Annotated in this window: 16 protein-coding genes; 9 read left to right on the forward strand and 7 right to left on the reverse strand. The window is 63.5% G+C overall.

Translation table 11 applies throughout. The features are described 5' to 3' along the window. Window positions 1-5: 5 nt before the first annotated feature. The 6 genes from HCZ30_RS09515 to cysE all read left to right on the forward strand — a co-directional run bounded on the left by HCZ30_RS09515 (window position 6) and on the right by cysE (window position 6,968). Window positions 6-635, forward strand: coding sequence for a DUF2460 domain-containing protein (locus HCZ30_RS09515; protein ID WP_167638049.1), 630 nt, complete (start codon window positions 6-8; stop codon window positions 633-635). Further along, on the forward strand, window positions 632-1,495 hold the full coding sequence (locus HCZ30_RS09520) for a DUF2163 domain-containing protein (RefSeq protein ID WP_167638050.1): 864 nt from the start codon (window positions 632-634) through the stop codon (window positions 1,493-1,495). The genes HCZ30_RS09515 and HCZ30_RS09520 overlap by 4 nt, the downstream gene beginning before the upstream one ends. Beyond that, on the forward strand, window positions 1,492-1,905 hold the full coding sequence (locus tag HCZ30_RS09525) for an NlpC/P60 family protein (RefSeq protein ID WP_167638051.1): 414 nt from the start codon (window positions 1,492-1,494) through the stop codon (window positions 1,903-1,905). The genes HCZ30_RS09520 and HCZ30_RS09525 overlap by 4 nt, the downstream gene beginning before the upstream one ends. Next, window positions 1,905-5,759 carry a baseplate multidomain protein megatron gene (locus HCZ30_RS09530; RefSeq protein ID WP_167638052.1) on the forward strand — a complete coding sequence of 1,285 codons (3,855 nt, stop codon included), beginning with the start codon at window positions 1,905-1,907 and terminating at the stop codon, window positions 5,757-5,759. The genes HCZ30_RS09525 and HCZ30_RS09530 overlap by 1 nt, the downstream gene beginning before the upstream one ends. Further along, window positions 5,759-6,052, forward strand: a complete 294-nt coding sequence (locus HCZ30_RS09535) for a hypothetical protein (RefSeq protein WP_167638053.1) — start codon at window positions 5,759-5,761, stop codon at window positions 6,050-6,052. The genes HCZ30_RS09530 and HCZ30_RS09535 overlap by 1 nt, the downstream gene beginning before the upstream one ends. An 82-nt stretch (window positions 6,053-6,134) precedes the next feature. Then, window positions 6,135-6,968, forward strand: coding sequence for a serine O-acetyltransferase (gene cysE / locus HCZ30_RS09540; RefSeq protein WP_167638054.1), 834 nt, complete (start codon window positions 6,135-6,137; stop codon window positions 6,966-6,968). Here the strand turns inward: cysE and HCZ30_RS09545 are convergent. Further along, a complete protein-coding gene (locus HCZ30_RS09545) occupies window positions 6,965-7,294 on the reverse strand; it encodes a carboxymuconolactone decarboxylase family protein (protein ID WP_167638055.1) in 330 nt (109 codons plus the stop codon). The two genes, cysE and HCZ30_RS09545, sit on opposite strands and share 4 nt — an antisense overlap. A 117-nt stretch (window positions 7,295-7,411) precedes the next feature. On the opposite strand from HCZ30_RS09545, the gene HCZ30_RS09550 reads away from it, so the two are divergent. After that, window positions 7,412-7,918, forward strand: a complete 507-nt coding sequence (locus HCZ30_RS09550) for a GNAT family N-acetyltransferase (protein WP_167638056.1) — start codon at window positions 7,412-7,414, stop codon at window positions 7,916-7,918. 369 nt (window positions 7,919-8,287) lie between these two features. Here HCZ30_RS09550 and HCZ30_RS09555 read toward each other — a convergent pair whose 3' ends face one another. The 6 genes from HCZ30_RS09555 to HCZ30_RS09580 all read right to left on the reverse strand — a co-directional run bounded on the left by HCZ30_RS09555 (window position 8,288) and on the right by HCZ30_RS09580 (window position 14,915). Next, on the reverse strand, window positions 8,288-9,616 hold the full coding sequence (locus HCZ30_RS09555; protein ID WP_167638057.1) for a pyruvate dehydrogenase complex dihydrolipoamide acetyltransferase: 1,329 nt from the start codon (window positions 9,614-9,616) through the stop codon (window positions 8,288-8,290). 12 nt (window positions 9,617-9,628) lie between these two features. Beyond that, a complete protein-coding gene (locus tag HCZ30_RS09560) occupies window positions 9,629-11,011 on the reverse strand; it encodes a pyruvate dehydrogenase complex E1 component subunit beta (protein WP_167638058.1) in 1,383 nt (460 codons plus the stop codon). Between the two features lie 21 nt (window positions 11,012-11,032). Continuing rightward, window positions 11,033-12,022 (reverse strand): pyruvate dehydrogenase (acetyl-transferring) E1 component subunit alpha, encoded by a 990-nt coding sequence (gene pdhA, locus HCZ30_RS09565; protein ID WP_167638059.1) that lies wholly within the window; start codon window positions 12,020-12,022, stop codon window positions 11,033-11,035. Between the two features lie 252 nt (window positions 12,023-12,274). After that, window positions 12,275-12,577, reverse strand: a complete 303-nt coding sequence (locus HCZ30_RS09570) for an FtsB family cell division protein (protein ID WP_167638060.1) — start codon at window positions 12,575-12,577, stop codon at window positions 12,275-12,277. Between the two features lie 152 nt (window positions 12,578-12,729). Continuing rightward, window positions 12,730-13,617 carry a fructose bisphosphate aldolase gene (locus HCZ30_RS09575; protein ID WP_167638061.1) on the reverse strand — a complete coding sequence of 296 codons (888 nt, stop codon included), beginning with the start codon at window positions 13,615-13,617 and terminating at the stop codon, window positions 12,730-12,732. Between the two features lie 116 nt (window positions 13,618-13,733). After that, complete coding sequence (locus HCZ30_RS09580) at window positions 13,734-14,915, reverse strand: phosphoglycerate kinase (protein ID WP_167638062.1); 1,182 nt, start codon at window positions 14,913-14,915, stop codon at window positions 13,734-13,736. 129 nt (window positions 14,916-15,044) lie between these two features. Between HCZ30_RS09580 and HCZ30_RS09585 the strand changes: the two genes are divergently transcribed. Together HCZ30_RS09585 and HCZ30_RS09590 are read left to right on the forward strand one after the other, a co-directional pair. Next, window positions 15,045-15,554, forward strand: coding sequence for a peptidylprolyl isomerase (locus HCZ30_RS09585; protein WP_167638063.1), 510 nt, complete (start codon window positions 15,045-15,047; stop codon window positions 15,552-15,554). Further along, a complete protein-coding gene (locus HCZ30_RS09590) occupies window positions 15,547-16,101 on the forward strand; it encodes a peptidylprolyl isomerase (RefSeq protein ID WP_167638064.1) in 555 nt (184 codons plus the stop codon). The genes HCZ30_RS09585 and HCZ30_RS09590 overlap by 8 nt, the downstream gene beginning before the upstream one ends. The last annotated feature ends 95 nt before the right edge of the window (window positions 16,102-16,196 follow it).

Raw genomic sequence — 16,196 nt, forward strand, 5'->3', positions numbered from 1 at the left:
CCGCCATGTTCCACGACGTGCGCTTTCCCGCATCGCTTTCCTTCGGCTCCGTCGGCGGCCCCGAACGCCGGACCGAGGTCGTGACCCTCGCCAACGGCTATGAGGAACGCAACAGCCCGTGGGCGCACTCGCGCCGCCGCTATGACGCGGGCGTGGGTCTGCGTTCGCTCGATGATGTCGAGGCGCTGATTGCCTTCTTCGAGGCCCGCCGCGGCCAGCTTTTCGGCTTCCGCTGGAAGGACTGGAGCGACTACAAATCCTGCCTTCCGTCGATGGAGCCAAGCGGCCTCGACCAGCACATCGGCACGGGCGATGAAGTCGCCACCGACTTCCAACTCGTCAAGCGCTACGCCTCCGGCCACGTCACCTACGACCGGCCCGTGACCAAGCCCGTTCTGGGCACCGTTCTCGTCACTATCGGCGGTATCCCGCAGTCGGAAAGTATAGATTATACAGTAAATTACACGGCGGGCCTCATCCGGTTTATCCACGCCCCCGACGTCGGTGCGGACATCCGCGCGGGCTTCGAATTCGACGTGCCCGTGCGCTTTGATACCGACCGCATCCAGACCTCCGTCGCCAGTTTCCGCGCCGGAGATGTCCCCGCAGTTCCCGTGGTGGAGGTCCGCGTATGACCCTCTCGGATCACCTGAAAACCGGCATTACAACCATCGCCCGCGCATGGGCCGTCACCCGCAAGGACGGCCTCGTTCTGGGCTTCACTGACCACGACCGCGACCTCCGTTTCGACGGTATTACCTTCCGCGCTGGCGCTGGCCTCACCGCCCGCGCGCTCGAACAATCGACGGGCCTTTCGGTCGATAATTCCGAGGCGATCGGCACCCTTTCTGACGCCGCCATCACCGAAGAGGACATCGCCGCAGGCCGCTACGACGGTGCGGGCGTCACCTTCTGGCACGTCAACTGGGCCGACACCTCCCAGCGCAAACGCATCTTTCGCGGCAGCATCGGAGAGATCCGCCGCGCCGGTCCCGAATTCCAAGCCGAACTGCGCGGTCTCGCCGAGGCGCTCAACACCCCCCAGGGCCGCGTCTACCAGCGCGATTGCAGCGCCTTGCTCGGCGACGCGCAATGCCTCGTGGACACCGCCGATCCCGCCTTCAGCGTCACCGTGACACCCACCATGATCACCGCCACCGAACTCACCTTCACCGGCCTCGACACCTACGCCCCGCGCTGGTTCGAAAAGGGCAACCTCACGGTCCAACAAGGCCCCGCCAAGGGCCTCATCGGTCTCATCAAAGCAGACCGTTTCACCGGCCTTGGCCGCACCATCGAACTCTGGGAGCCGATCCGCACCCTCGGCCTGCACGAGGTCCGCCTCACCGCAGGCTGTGACAAGCGCATGTCTACCTGCCGGTACAAGTTCGCGAACCTCAAGAACTACCGCGGTTTTCCCGACATTCCCGGTGACGACTGGCTGATCTCCAGCCCGCTGCGCGCGGGCAATCACAACGGCGGTTCGCTGCGATGATCGTAGCAGAGGCCCGCCGTTGGATCGGCACCCCGTACCGCCATCAGGCCAGTTGCCTCGGCGCGGGCTGCGATTGCCTCGGCCTGATTATCGGCGTCTGGCAGGCTTGCGTCGGCCCGCTCCCGCAGGACATTCCGCCCTATGCGGCGGGCTGGACGGGCGCGGACGACCTCATGCCCGCGCTCGCCCGCCACCTCATCCCCAAAACGCAGGCAGATACAGGCGACATCCTCCTGTTCCGTATGAAAGACGGCCAGCCCGCCCGCCACGCCGCGATCCAGTCGGCCACGGGCGAGGACGCCGCGTTCATCCATTCCTGCTCCGGTCACGGCGTTGTCGAAAGCCGCCTGACACCCCCTTGGGCCCGCCGTATCGCGGCCCGTTTCGCATTCCCGAAAGGAGACATCTGATGGCCACTCTGGTTCTTGCAGCGGCAGGCTCCGCAATCGGCGGCGCGGTCGGCGGCACGGTGCTGGGCCTTTCCGCCGCCGCGCTCGGTCAGGCGGCAGGTGCCGCGCTCGGCCAGATGATCGACCAGCGGCTCCTCGGCGGCTCCCAAGCGGTCGAGGCAGGCCGCATCGACCGTCTGCGCCTCACCTCCGCCAACGAAGGCTCCGTCATCCCGCAGATCTACGGTCGCACCCGCGTCGCGGGCCAAGTCATCTGGGCGACCCGTTTCCTTGAGGACCAGACGACGACGGGAGGCGGCAAAAACGCGCCCACCGTCACCGAATACAGCTACACCGTCAGCCTCGCCATCGCGCTCTGCGAGGGCGAGATTTCGGGCATTGGCCGCATCTGGGCCGACGGAGCCGAGATCGCCGTCGATGACCTCGCGATCCGCGTTTACAAAGGCACCGAAACCCAGCGCCCCGATCCCCGCATCGAAGCGGTCGAGGGGCAGGGCGCGGCACCCGCCTATCGCGGCACGGCCTACGTGGTGATCGAGGACATGCCCCTTGGCCGCTTTGGCAACCGCGTCCCCCAACTGTCGTTCGAGGTCTTCCGCCCCTCCGCCTCGGGCGAGGTCGCGGACCTTGTGAACGGCGTTGCCCTGATCCCCGGCACCGGCGAATACGCTCTCGCCACGACCCCCGTGAATGCGCAGGACGGCCTCGGTGCCTACCGCTCGCTCAACATCAACTCTCCGTCCGGCAAGTCCGATCTGGAGACCTCCCTCGACGCCCTCGAATGCGAACTGCCGAACGCCAAAAGCGTGTCGGTCATCGTGTCGTGGTTCGGCAACGACCTGCGCTGCGGGACCTGCCGCATCGGCCCCCGCGCCGAGAACGACCAGCAAGACCCCGAGGCGATGGCGTGGACCGTCTCTGGCGCGGACCGCACCGCCGCTGGTCTCGTGCCCTATGACGGAGGCCGCGCGGTCTACGGCGGCACGCCCTGCGATGCCTCCGTGATCGAAGCCATCCGCGCCATCACCGCCCGCGGCATGTCCGCGATGTTCTACCCGTTCATCCTGATGGAGCAGATGGCACAGAACACGCTCCCCGACCCCTGGGGCAGCGACACCCAGCCCGCGCTGCCGTGGCGTGGCCGCATCACCACCAGCCTCGCGCCGGACCAGCCCGGAAGCCCCGACGGAACGCGAACCGCCCGTGACGAGGTAGACGCTTTCTTCGGCACCGCGCAGGTGTCCGACTTCGCGCTGAGCGGCGACCGCGTCACCTATACCGGCCCGCTTGAGTGGTCCTATCGCCGCTTCATTCTGCACTACGCGCATCTTTGCGCCATCGCGGGGGGCGTCGCGTCTTTCTGCATCGGGTCCGAGATGAGGAGCCTCACGCAAATCCGCGATAATAAAGGCTTTCCTGCCGTCGAGCATCTTCGCCAACTCGCCGCCGAGGTGCGTGAAATCCTCCCCGATGCGCAAATCGGCTACGCCGCCGACTGGTCGGAATATCACGGCTACCAGCCCGCTGGCACGGCAGACAAGCTGTTCCACCTCGACCCGCTCTGGGCCGACGCGAACGTCGATTTCATCGGCATCGACAACTACATGCCGCTATCGGATTGGCGGGACGGGAACGACCACGCGGACGCCGCGTGGGGCGCGATCCACAACGCCGATTACCTCGCTGCCAACATCGAAGGCGGAGAGATGTACGACTGGTTCTACCACTCGCCCGAGGCCCGCGACGCCCAGATCCGCACCCCGATCACGGACGGCCAGAACGAGCCGTGGATCTGGCGCGCCAAGGACATCCGGAACTGGTGGCTGAACCCGCACTACGACCGCGTGGACGGCATCCGCTCGGACACCCCGACCGCGTGGGAGCCGCAGAGCAAACCGATCGTCTTCACCGAACTTGGCTGCGCCGCGATCGACAAGGCGACCAACCAGCCGAACAAATTCCTCGACCCCAAATCCTCGGAAAGCTCGCTGCCGCACTATTCGAACGGCGGGCGCGATGACCTGATCCAGACGCAATACCTGCGCGCCATGCACGGCCACTACGGGCAGGCGGCGAACAACCCCGTGTCGGCGCTCTACAACGGCCCGATGGTCGACATGACCCGCGCCCACGTCTGGGCGTGGGACAGCCGCCCGTTCCCGCATTTCCCCGCGAACGCCGCCGTCTGGGCGGACGGTGACAATTATGCGCGCGGCCACTGGCTGAACGGTCGCGCGGCGTCGCGCACCTTGGCCTCCGTCGTGACCGAGGTCTGCGCCCGCTCTGGCGTGACGGACGTGGACACCAGCCGCCTCTACGGCATCGTGCGGGGCTATGCCTCGGACGCGCTGACCGCACGCGCGGCGCTGCAACCGCTGCAACTGGCGTTCGGCTTCGACGTGGTAGACCGCGACGGCAAGCTGACGTTCATCTCCCGCACCACGGCTACCGGAGAACCCCTCGACGAAAACCTCCTCGCGTTGCCGGATGACGCCGCCACCGCCGTCGAACGCTCCCGTTCGTCCGAGGCCGAGGTCGCGGGCCGCATCCGTCTGGGCTATGTGGAAAGCGGCGGCGACTATCAGGACCGCAGCGCAGAGGCGATCCACGCCGACGACACCACCCGCACGGCCTCGCGCAGTGAACTGCCCCTCGTCCTGACGGCGGGCGAGGCTGGGCAGATCGCCGACCGCTGGCTGTCGGAGGCCCGCGTCGCCCGCGAGGTGCTCCGCTTCGCGCTGCCCCCGTCGCAAAGCCACCTCGGCGCGGGCGATACGGTCAGCCTGAACGGCATCAGCTATCGCATTGACCGCATCACCCACGCAGGGTTGGCCGAGGTCGAAGCGGTCCAGATCTCCCCGAACATCTACGCGCCGTCTCCCGCGACCGACGACGTGGTGACGATGCGCGATTTCGTGGCGCCTGTGCCTGTGACGGGCCTGTTCCTCGACCTGCCGGTGATGGACGGTGAGGCGCCGCACACTCCGCATTTCGCGGCGCTTGGCGTCCCGTGGCCGGGGGCGGTGTTGCTCTGGCATGGGGAGGATGACGAGGATTACACGCTTGCGCAGACCCACTATACATCCGCCATCGCGGGCGAGCTTCTCGACCCGCTGCCGCCCGCAGGATGCGCCACATGGGATCGCGGCCCTGCGGTGCGGATCAAACTGGCCAAGGGCGCGCTGTCCTCGCGCAAGGTGGCGGGGCTGCTGAGCGGCAAGAACCTCGCCGCTGTGGGGGATGGCTCCACGGGCGGGTGGGAGCTGCTCCAGTTCCGCAAAGCGACCCTTGTCGCGCCCGACACCTACGCGATTGAAACGCGGCTCAGAGGGCGCTTCGGCACGGACGATATCGCGCTCTACGGTCACGAGGCGGGCAGTCTCTTCGTGCTGATCGACAAGGCCGTGCAGCCCGTTGATTACCCCGAAACCCTGCGCGGCGTGGCGCGGCATTACCGATATGGCCCCGCGATGCGCGCGCCCGACGATCCCGCGTTCCGCCATGTGGAGGTCGCCTGCGAAGGGCGCGGCCTGCGTCCCTATGCGCCCTGTCATGTCCGGCAGACCGATGACCCGAACGGCGGGCACCGCATCACGTGGATCAGGCGCACCCGTCTGGGCGGCGATGATTGGGCGGGGACGGATGTGCCGCTTTCAGAGGAGAAGGAAGAATACCGCGTCCGCATCTGGGTGAACGGGCAGATGACCCGCGAAGAGGTCACGAACGCGCCCGATTGGCACTACGAATCCCACCTGATGCAGGCCGACTCGGCGGGGGCGGGATATGACGTGGAGCTGGCCCAGATGTCCGCCCGTTTCGGCGCGGGCGCGGCGCGATACCTGAAGGTGGCATAATGCGGCCCGTCATTCTGGCAGATCTGGAGGCGGTGGCGAGCGTTCTGCTCGCCGCCCCGAAAGAGCATTGGCGGACCCTTTCGCTGGCCATTATCGAGGCCGCGCGGATCGCGGACAAATACCGCAAGAACACCGGCAAACGTCACCCACATTGGGGAAACGGCTCGCTTGTCGATGCCGTGCAAAGCCGCACGCGGGCCGATCTGCCGCGTCCGGGTGATCCGCAATACCTCAGCGCCGTACAATGTGTTGTGAGCGCGGTTCTGGAACGGCGTGACCATAACTTTCGGTGAACAGGCCCATCACGGGTTTGAACTTTCGCCGGAGGCGCTATCTGTTGTACAAGGCCGCAGAAGACAAACGTGGAGCCGCGCTATGGCAAACCCGAACCTGAACCTCGCTCATGTCGATCCCGTCTGGGACCGCATCTGCAAAGAGGCCGAAAACGCGATCCTCGAAGAGCCGCTCATGGGCAGCCTTCTGCATCAGGGTGTCTTGCACCATCCGACGTTTCAGGACGCGCTGGCTTACCGTTTGTCGATGAAACTCGCATCGTCCGAAATGTCCGAGCAGCTCCTGCGCGAGATTGCCGACGACGTTTACGAGACCGACGAGGATATCGTCGCTGCCGCCCGTGCGGACCTCGTGGCGACCGTCGAACGTGATCCGGCGGCGCACCGTCTGCTGCAACCGCTGCTTTACCACAAGGGCTATCAGGCCGTGCAGGCATACCGCCTCGGTCATTCGCTGTGGAATCAGGGGCGCAAGGATCTGGCGTACTTCCTCCAGATGCGTGTGTCGGAGACCTTCGGCGTCGATATCCACCCCGCCGCCCGTATCGGCCGCGGCCTGATGATCGACCACGCGCATTCCATCGTGATCGGTGAAACCGCTGTCGTCGGTGACAACGTGTCGATGCTGCACTCGGTGACGCTTGGCGGAACCGGCAAGGAAGAAGAAGACCGCCACCCGAAAATCGGTGACGGCGTTCTGATCGGTGCCGGTGCCAAGGTTCTTGGCAACATCCGTATCGGCAACCGCAGCCGTATCGCTGCCGGTTCGGTCGTTCTGCACGAAGTGCCGTGCTGCAAGACCGTGGCCGGTGTTCCGGCCAAGATCGTTGGCGAAGCGGGTTGTGACCAGCCTTCGGTGTCGATGGATCAACTGCTGAACAAGTGCGCCGGACAGCAGTCCAAATACGAAGGTTAAAGCTGGTCGAAGGCCTCTAGCGCCTTCATCCCGTACATATAGCCGGGGCCACCGCCCATGAGGATCGCGACCGAGACCGTCTCTGCGACCTCTTCCTTGGTGGCGCCGGCTTTTTTTGCGCCCTGCATGTGGAACCCGATGCAGTCGCCGCAGTGGGTCACGGTGCCCACCAGAACCGCCATAAGTTCCTTGGTTTTGACGTCCAGTGCGCCGTCTTTCAGCGTGGCCTGATGCATCTGCGTAAAGGCCGCGCCCGCATCGGGGTGCAATTTGCGAAAATCGCGGGTGAGGGCGGCTGTGTTTGCCAGCTCGGGCTTCCAATCCATGATCGTCTCCGTTCATATCTGTTGGTTGCTGAGTACCACCGGCGAGTCGCCTCGCCTTTGCGTTAAATCAAACTTTTCAAATATTTCGGGGCCGCTGCGCCCATGACGGGGAAGACCATGGACATTCGTGATGCCATTGATGCGGACGCCGCTGTCCTGACGGAGATTTACAACCATGAAGTCGCCAACGGCACGGCGCTGTGGAACGTGAAGCCTGTCGATGAGGCGCAGCGTCTGGCGTTTCTGGCGGACCGGAGGGCGGCAGGGCTGCCCGTGCTCGTGGCAGAGATCGACGGCGAGGTGGCGGGCTACGCCAGTTACGGCCCGTTCCGCCCGCAGGACGGCTTTCATCAGACGATGGAACATTCGGTCTATCTGCGCCCCACCTTCCAAGGCCGCGGCATTGGTCCGGCATTGATGGAGGCGCTGATCGTTCGTGCGCGGGACGGGGGCGTCCATGCGCTCGTCGGGGCGATTGACGGGGTGAACACCGGCTCGATCCGTCTGCACGAACGGCTCGGGTTTACCGAAGTCGGGCGGCTTCCCCAGACGGGGCAGAAGTTCGGGCGCTGGCTCGATCTGGTGTTGATGCAACTGACGCTGGATGACCGCCCCGCGCCGTAAAACAAAAATGCGCCTCCGGCGAGGAAACCGGAGGCGCGAGGTCGCCGCTGTCAATGTGGGGACACAGACGGCTACAGGGGATCATATGCACGTCTCTGCAAACCGCAGTTAAGCGGGGAAAGAGCTAGGGTGGGAGCCCTTTCCCTTTTTGCGATGGGCCTGCCTGACCTCTATGCACAAACGGCTGGGTGGGGCATCGCAGTACCGAAGCACTCGTGAAACGACTGCGGCTCATGGAGACGCCCTTGATACGTGCCAGCGGGAGCGTTCCGTCGCGAAATTCGGGTTTATTCTCAGAAAATTAGCGAAGGCCGCCAGAAACGAAAAAGCCCCGCCGGAGCGGGGCTTTCGCGTGGAATGTCGAGAAGCTTACGCCAGCATGGCGATCGGATTCTCGAGGTTTTCCTTGATGGCGTTCAGCAGGTTCGCACCCAGTGCGCCGTCGATCACACGGTGGTCGACCGAGAGCGTGACGGACATGACCGTCGCCGCTTTGATCTGGCCTTCGGCGTCCACGACCGGCTTCTTCACGCCCGCGCCAACGGCGAGGATCGCGGAGTGCGGCGGGTTGATGATGGCGTCGAAGTTGTCGATGCCGAACATGCCGAGGTTGGAGATCGCGAAGGAACCGCCCTGATATTCGTGCGGTGCCAGCTTGCGATCACGCGCACGCTTGGCGAGGTCCTTCATCTCTGCCGAGAGGGCCGAGAGCGACTTGCTGTCCGAGTCCTTGAGAACCGGCGTGAAGAGGCCGCCTTCGATGGCGACGGCTACTGCAACGTCCGACTTCTTGAACTTCAGGGTGCGGTCGCCAGCCCAGACGGCGTTGGCTTCCGGAACCTGCTGGAGCGCAAGGGCGCAGGCCTTGATGATGAAGTCGTTGACCGACAGCTTCACACCGCGGTCGCCGAGCTTGGCGTTGAGCTGTGAGCGGAACGCCAGCAGTTCGTCCAGTTCGATGTCGCGGCGCAGGTAGAAGTGCGGGACCGACTGCTTGGCCTCGGTGAGGCGGGCAGCGATGGTCTTGCGCATACCGTCGAGTTTGACCTCTTCGAAGTCGGTGCCTTCGTACATCTTGAGCACGGCTTCGGTCGACGGACCCGATGCAACGGCGGCAGCGGGAGCGGCCTTCGGTGCGTCTGCCTTGGCGGCAGCGGGGGCGTCGGCTTTCGGCCCAGCGGTCGCGTTTTCGACGTCGGCCTTGACGATGCGGCCCTTCGGACCCGAGCCCGAAATCGCGGTCAGGTCGAGACCCTTCTGCGCAGCGATGCGGCGGGCGAGGGGCGATGCGAAAACGCGCTCGCCGTCCTTCTTCGGTGCAGCCGGAGCCGGTGCGGCATCGTCCTTGGCCGGAGCCGAGGTGGCGACTGCCGGTGTGGCAGCCTCCGCGATGGCCTTGTCGGTTGCCGGAGCGTCACCGCCGGGCGTGCTGACCTTGATGTCGTCGGCGCTTTCGCCTTCTTCGAGCATGACGGCGATAGGGGTGTTGACCTTTACGCCTTCGGTGCCCTCTGCGATGAGGATCTTGCCGACGACGCCTTCGTCAACGGCTTCGAATTCCATCGTCGCTTTGTCGGTTTCGATCTCTGCGATCACGTCGCCCGAGGAGACGGTGTCACCCTCTTTGACGTTCCACTTTGCCAGCGTGCCTTCCTCCATGGTGGGGGACAGGGCGGGCATGAGAATTTCGATTGCCATGTCTCTGTCTCCTTAGCGGTAGGTCACTTGCTTCACAGCGTCGATCACCTCTTGGGTGGTGACGAGCGCGTGCTTTTCGAGGTTCGCAGCGTAGGGCATCGGAACGTCCTTGCCGGTGCAGTTCAGGACCGGAGCGTCGAGGTAATCGAACGCGTGGGTCATGACGTATGCCGACAGGTGGTTGCCGATGGAGCCGACGGGCCAGCCTTCTTCGACGGTGACCATGCGGTTGGTCTTCATGACCGAAGCCAGCACGGTGTCATAGTCCAGCGGACGCAGGGTGCGCAGGTCGATGACTTCGGCGTCGATGCCTTCTTCGGCCAGCTTTTCAGCGGCTTCCATGGCGTAGGTCATGCCGATACCGAACGAAACGATGGACACGTCCTTGCCCTGCTTGGCGACGCGCGCCTTGCCGAGCGGAACGGTGTAGTCCTCGATCTCCGGCACGTCGAAGGACTTACCGTAGAGGATCTCGTTTTCGAGGAAGATGACCGGGTTCGGGTCACGGATGGCCGACTTCATCAGACCTTTGTAGTCCGACGCGGTGTAGGGCATCACGACCTTGAGGCCGGGGATCATCGAGTACCAAGCGGCGTAGTCCTGGCTGTGCTGGGCGCCAACGCGGGCGGCTGCACCGTTCGGACCACGGAACACCATCGGCGCACCCATCTGGCCGCCGGACATGTAGAGCGTCTTGGCTGCCGAGTTGATCAGGTGGTCGATGGCCTGCATGGCAAAGTTGAAGGTCATGAATTCCACGATCGGACGCAGACCCGCAAAGGCGGCGCCAGTGGCGATACCTGCAAAGCCGTGCTCGGTGATCGGGGTGTCGATGACGCGGCGTGCGCCGAATTCATCCAGCAGACCCTGCGAGATTTTGTAGGCGCCTTGGTATTCGGCGACTTCTTCACCCATCAGGAACACACGGTCATCGCCGCGCATTTCTTCGGCCATCGCGTCGCGGAGTGCTTCGCGGACGGTCTGGGTTTTGACGGAAGTGCCTTCCGGCCAGTCCGGTGTCAGGTCGAGCTGCGGGACGTCCTTGGCAGGAGCGGCAGCAGCAGGAGCCGAAGCGTGGGTTTCAGCGGGCGCTTCTTCTTTCTCTTCTGCCGGAGCGGAGGAGGAGGATGCGACGGCTGCGTCGGCGTCTTCGCCTTCTTCGAGCAGAACGGCGATCGCGGTGTTGACCTTCACGCCTTCGGTGCCTTCGGCGATCAGGATCTTGCCCATGATGCCTTCGTCGACCGCTTCGAATTCCATCGTGGCCTTGTCGGTCTCGATTTCGGCGATGATGTCACCGGCGGAAACGGTGTCACCTTCTTTTTTCAGCCACTTGGCCAGCGTGCCTTCTTCCATCGTCGGAGAGAGGGCGGGCATCAGAATTTCGGTTGCCATGGTGTGTAATCCTCCCTCGACTTACGCGTAAATGTCCGTCCACAGCTCTTCGAGCGCGGGTTCGGGGCTTTCTTTCGCGAATTCAGCCGAAGCGTTCACGACGTCCTTGATTTCTTTGTCGATGGCCTTGAGGTCTTCCTCGGTGGCGTGGTTGCCGGTGAGGAGCATCGAACGGATACCCTCGATCGGGTCACGCTCTTCGCGCATCTTCTGCACTTCCTCGCGGGTCCGGTATTTGGCCGGGTCCGACATGGAGTGACCGCGGTAGCGGTAGGTTTTCACTTCGAGGATGTAGGGGCCTTTGCCTGCGCGGCAGTGGGCAACGGCGCGCTCGCCGGCTTCCTTCACTGCGAGGACCGACATGCCGTCAACCTCTTCGCCAGCGATGCCGTAAGCCTTGCCGCGTTCGAAGAGCGACGGGGACTTGGTCGAGCGGGCGACCGAGGTGCCCATGGCGTACTGGTTGTTCTCGATCACGAAAACGACCGGAAGATCCCAAAGCTGCGCCATGTTGTAGGTCTCGTAGACCTGACCCTGGTTGGCAGCGCCGTCACCGAAGTAGGTGAAGGTCACGTTGTCGGTGCCGTTGTATTTGTCGGCAAATGCGAGGCCGGCGCCGAGCGGAACCTGGGCTGCAACGATGCCGTGGCCACCATAGAAATGCTTCTCTTTCGAGAACATGTGCATGGAGCCGCCTTTACCCTTGGAGTAGCCGCCTTCGCGGCCGGTCAGCTCGGCCATGACGCCGTTGGCTTCCATGCCGCAAGCCAGCATGTGGCCGTGGTCGCGGTACGAGGTGATGCGCTTGTCGCCTTCCTTGGCGGTCGCTTCGAGGCCGACGACGACCGCTTCCTGACCAATGTAGAGGTGACAGAAGCCGCCGATCAGACCCATGCCGTAAAGCTGGCCTGCCTTTTCTTCGAAGCGGCGGATGAGAAGCATGTCGCGGTAGTAGCCAAGAAGCTCTTCCTTCGACACGTTAGCCTGAGGGGCTGGTTTCTTCGCGGCCATAGGTCCTCCGTCCTTTGCTGGCGAAATACAAAGTAGTTTAACTTTAAACTATCCCATACAGGATCATCCCGCTTGAGGCGAGAGTCAATGTTTGTCTGAAGCGGGAAGGTGGGTTGCATTGCACGCAAGGCAAGCATTTGCCCTTATTTCGTGCGGATATTCGCCGGAAAACAGGTCAGGGGCGCTGCCCCTCTGGCGCTGCGCGCCATTCACCCCGGGATATTTGGGGCACAAAGGTGAGGGGCGCGGAGCTTAGCGGGTGACGACGATTTCGTCGGCGCGGATCATGCCGAGCACGTCGCGGGCGCGTTCATCCAGAAGGTCGAGGTCGAGGAATTCGTCCGACAGGCGGTGGGTGAGGTTTTCCATGCGGGCGACTTCGATGTTGATCGCATCAAGGTCGGTGCGCAGATCGCGGGCTTTGGCATCGACTTCGGCGCGGCGGAATACGCCGTATTCACCCTGCACGGCGGCGAAGGCGAAGTAGAGCGCGAGCATGAGCGCGCCGGTGAAGTAGATGAAGACCCCGAAACCGGGGCGTTTGCTGCGATTCATGTTTGCCTCAAGGTGCCTCTGACGGGCGATTGAGACCACATTCGCACAGGCGAATCGCTTTGTGAATCCCCCAAAAGCGCAGGATCGTTCACTTTTTTGACTATCGGGGGAAATGTGGCCCGCAGGACTCAGGTCGTGCGGGCCTTGTGGTTTTAGGTGATCGAGGCGGTGTAGATGCTGTCGATCGCGGTGGCGATGGTGGCGTTGAATTCTTCGTCCGATTGCTGGGCGCTGATGCCTTCGGCCAGACCGCGCGAGAAGCTGGCGATCATGCCGTTCTGGCGGGTGAGGATGTCGTTCGCCTCATCGCGGCCGTAGCCGCCCGAGAGCGCGACGACGCGCATCACGCGTGGGTGGGCGATCAGGTCTGCGTAGACGTTGTCGGTGGAGGGCAGGGAGAGTTTGAGCATCACCTGCTTGTCTTCGGGCATCGCATCCAGATGCTTGAGGATTTCCGCCTTCAGCATCGCTTCGGCTTCGACCTTGTCGGAGATGGTGATGGTAATTTCGGGCTCGAGGATCGGCATGAGGCCAGCGGCGAGGACCTGATCGGCCACTTCGAACTGCTGGTCCACGATGGCTTTGATGCCTTCGGCGTTGGCGGCGTTGATGACCGAGCGTTCCTTGGTGCCGAAGATGCCTTTGGCGGCGGCGCGGGCGAGGAGGGCGTCGAGGCCCGCCATCGGCTTGAGGAGCTGGACGCCGTTTTCTTCGTCCATGAGGCCCTTGTCGATCTTCAGGAAGGGTACGACCTGCTTTTCGTTCCAGAGGTATTCGGCGGTCGGGGTGCCGTCGATGTCGCGGTCCATGGTCATCTCAAACAGGATCGCGCCGAGGACCTTGTCGCCGGTGAAAGCGGGGGCCTTGATGATGCGTGCGCGCATGGCGTGCATCAGGTCGAACATCTCTTCTTCGGTAGAATAGGCATCGTCGGAGATGCCGTAACCGCGCAGGGCCTTGGGGGTGGAGCCGCCGGACTGATCGAGCGCTGCGATAAAGCCGCCGGCGTTGCTGACCTTGTCGGCCATCTGCGTATTCATTTGTAAAACCTCATGAAATATACATTTCCGAGGACCCGAGAGGGCCTTCACCCCGGTTGTAAGTAACCGGGGTGAAGCTATCAATTCTGGTTACGCTAACCGTTAGCGTTAAAGTGTCATTCCTGATTGAGAGCTTTGACACCGGGCAATTCCTTGCCCTCCATCCATTCCAGAAACGCACCACCTGCGGTCGAGATGTAGGTGAAGTCCTCGGCGGCGCCTGCCTTGTTCAGCGCGGCCACGGTATCACCGCCGCCTGCGACCGACACGAGGGTGCCTGCCTTGGTGGCTTCGGCGGCCTTTTTGGCGGCTGCGTTGGTGGCTGCGTCGAAGGGCTCGATCTCGAACGCGCCGAGCGGGCCGTTCCAGATCAGGGTCTTGGCGTTGTCGAAGATGCCGGAGATGTACGCGACGGTCTCGGGACCTGCGTCGAGGATCATGCCGTCATCGGCCACGCTTTCGGGAACGACGGTGTCGTTTTCTGCGCCTGCCTTGAATTCCTTGGCGACGACGACGTCGCGCGGCAGGACGATTTCGCAGCCTGCGGCTTCGGCCTTGCTCAGGATCTCGCGGGCGGTGTCGGCGAGGTCATGTTCGCACAGCGATTTGCCGACGTTGATGCCTTGGGCAGCGAGGAAGGTGTTGGCCATGCCGCCACCGATGACGAGGTGATCAACCTTGCCGACGAGGTTGCCCAGCAGGTCCAGCTTGGTCGAGACCTTGGCGCCGCCGACGATGGCGACGACGGGGCGGGCGGGGTTGCCGAGAGCTTTGTCGAGCGCTTCGAGTTCTTCCTGCATCAGGCGGCCAGCGCAGGGGGGCAGCAGCTTGGCGACGCCTTCGGTCGAGGCGTGGGCGCGGTGCGCGGCGGAGAACGCATCGTTGACGTAAACATCACCGAGCGAGGCGAGGAATTTGGCCATCTCGGGATCGTTCTTTTCCTCGCCAGCGGCAAAGCGGGTGTTTTCGACCAGAACGACGGCATCCTGCGGCAGGGCGTCGATGTCGGCGCGGGAGGGCTTCTCAACGAAGGTCACGTCGGTACCCAGAGCTTTTTCCAGCGCGGGAACGGTGATCTTCAGCGACATTTCCGGAACGACCTGACCCTTGGGGCGGCCGAAGTGGGCGAGCATGATCGGCGTGCCGCCCTTGGCGAGGATGTCCTTGATGGTCGGCACGATGCGGTCGATGCGGGTCGTGTCGGTCACATTGCCGTTTTCTACGGGAACGTTGATGTCAACGCGGACCAATACGCGCTTACCGTCCAGTTCCATTTCGTCGAGTGTTTTCCAAGCCATAATCGCCTCCTGCATAAAATCACAGCACCGTCGTGGATAAGGCCTTTCGTCTCGGGGTCAAGGACGATCCCTTGGCATTCCGCAGTACGGGCCTTATGTTTTCGCAAATAGCAAAAAAGGAGGGCCGTTGTGGCCGAAATCAAAGATCCCGAAAACACCGTCATCGTCGAACTGAAAGACGGTAATGTTGTGATCGAACTGCTGCCGGACGTTGCACCCAAGCACGCCGAGCGCATGAAGGAACTGGCGCGCGCAGGCAAGTACGACGGCGTCGTCTTCCACCGCGTGATCGACGGCTTCATGGCGCAGACTGGTGACGTTGCCAACGGCAACAAGGACAGCGACAGCTTCAACATCGGCCGCGCTGGCACCGGCGGCTCGGACCTTCCCGACCTTCCGGCTGAATTCTCCAAGCTGCCGCACGACCGCGGTACCCTTGGCGCAGCCCGTTCGATGAACCCGAACTCGGCCAACAGCCAGTTCTTCATCAACTTCAAGGACAACCATTTCCTCAACGGCCAGTACACCGTCTACGGCCGCGTCATCGAGGGCATGGAGCACGTCGACAAGATCGTTCGCGGCGAGCCGCCGGTCGATCCCGACAAGATGATCTCGGTCAAGGTTGCTGCCGATGCTTAAGCTCGCCGCAGCCTTTACCCTGCTGGCAGCGCCGGCATTCGCGACCGGCCTCGACGTCACTGTCGAGGGCGAGGGCGCGAACGGCACCTTCCACATCGACCTGTTCGAAGATGTGGCGCCCCAGCACGTCGAGCGCATCACCCGCCTTGCCGAAGAGGGCGCCTATGACGGCGTCGTCTTCCACCGCGTGATCGAGGGCTTCATGGCCCAGACCGGCGACGTGGAATACGGCAAGATGGGCGGCGACATGCGCCGTGCGGGCATGGGCGGTTCGGAGTATCCGGACCTTCCGGCAGAGTTCTCGGACGAACTGAGCTTTGATCGCGGCGTGGTGGGTATGGCCCGCTCGCAGGATCCGAACTCGGCCAACAGCCAGTTCTTCATCATGTTCGAACCCGGTCCGTTCCTGAACGGTCAGTACACCATCGTCGGCGGCGTGACCGAAGGCATGGAGGTCGTTGACCAGATCAAGCGCGGCATGGGCCCGAACGGCGCGGTCATCGGCCAGCCGGACATGATGAAAACCGTCACTGTCACCGAAGAATAAGTTTTCCATCTTTGGAAAACAGAGCGGGGCCCATGCGGGCCCCGTTTTCGTTTATGGGGCAGGGGCTTTGCCCCTCTGGCGCTGCGCGCCATTCA

It is taken from the genome of Marivivens donghaensis, from assembly GCF_011806565.1.
Taxonomy (GTDB): Bacteria; Pseudomonadota; Alphaproteobacteria; order Rhodobacterales; family Rhodobacteraceae; genus Marivivens; species Marivivens donghaensis_A.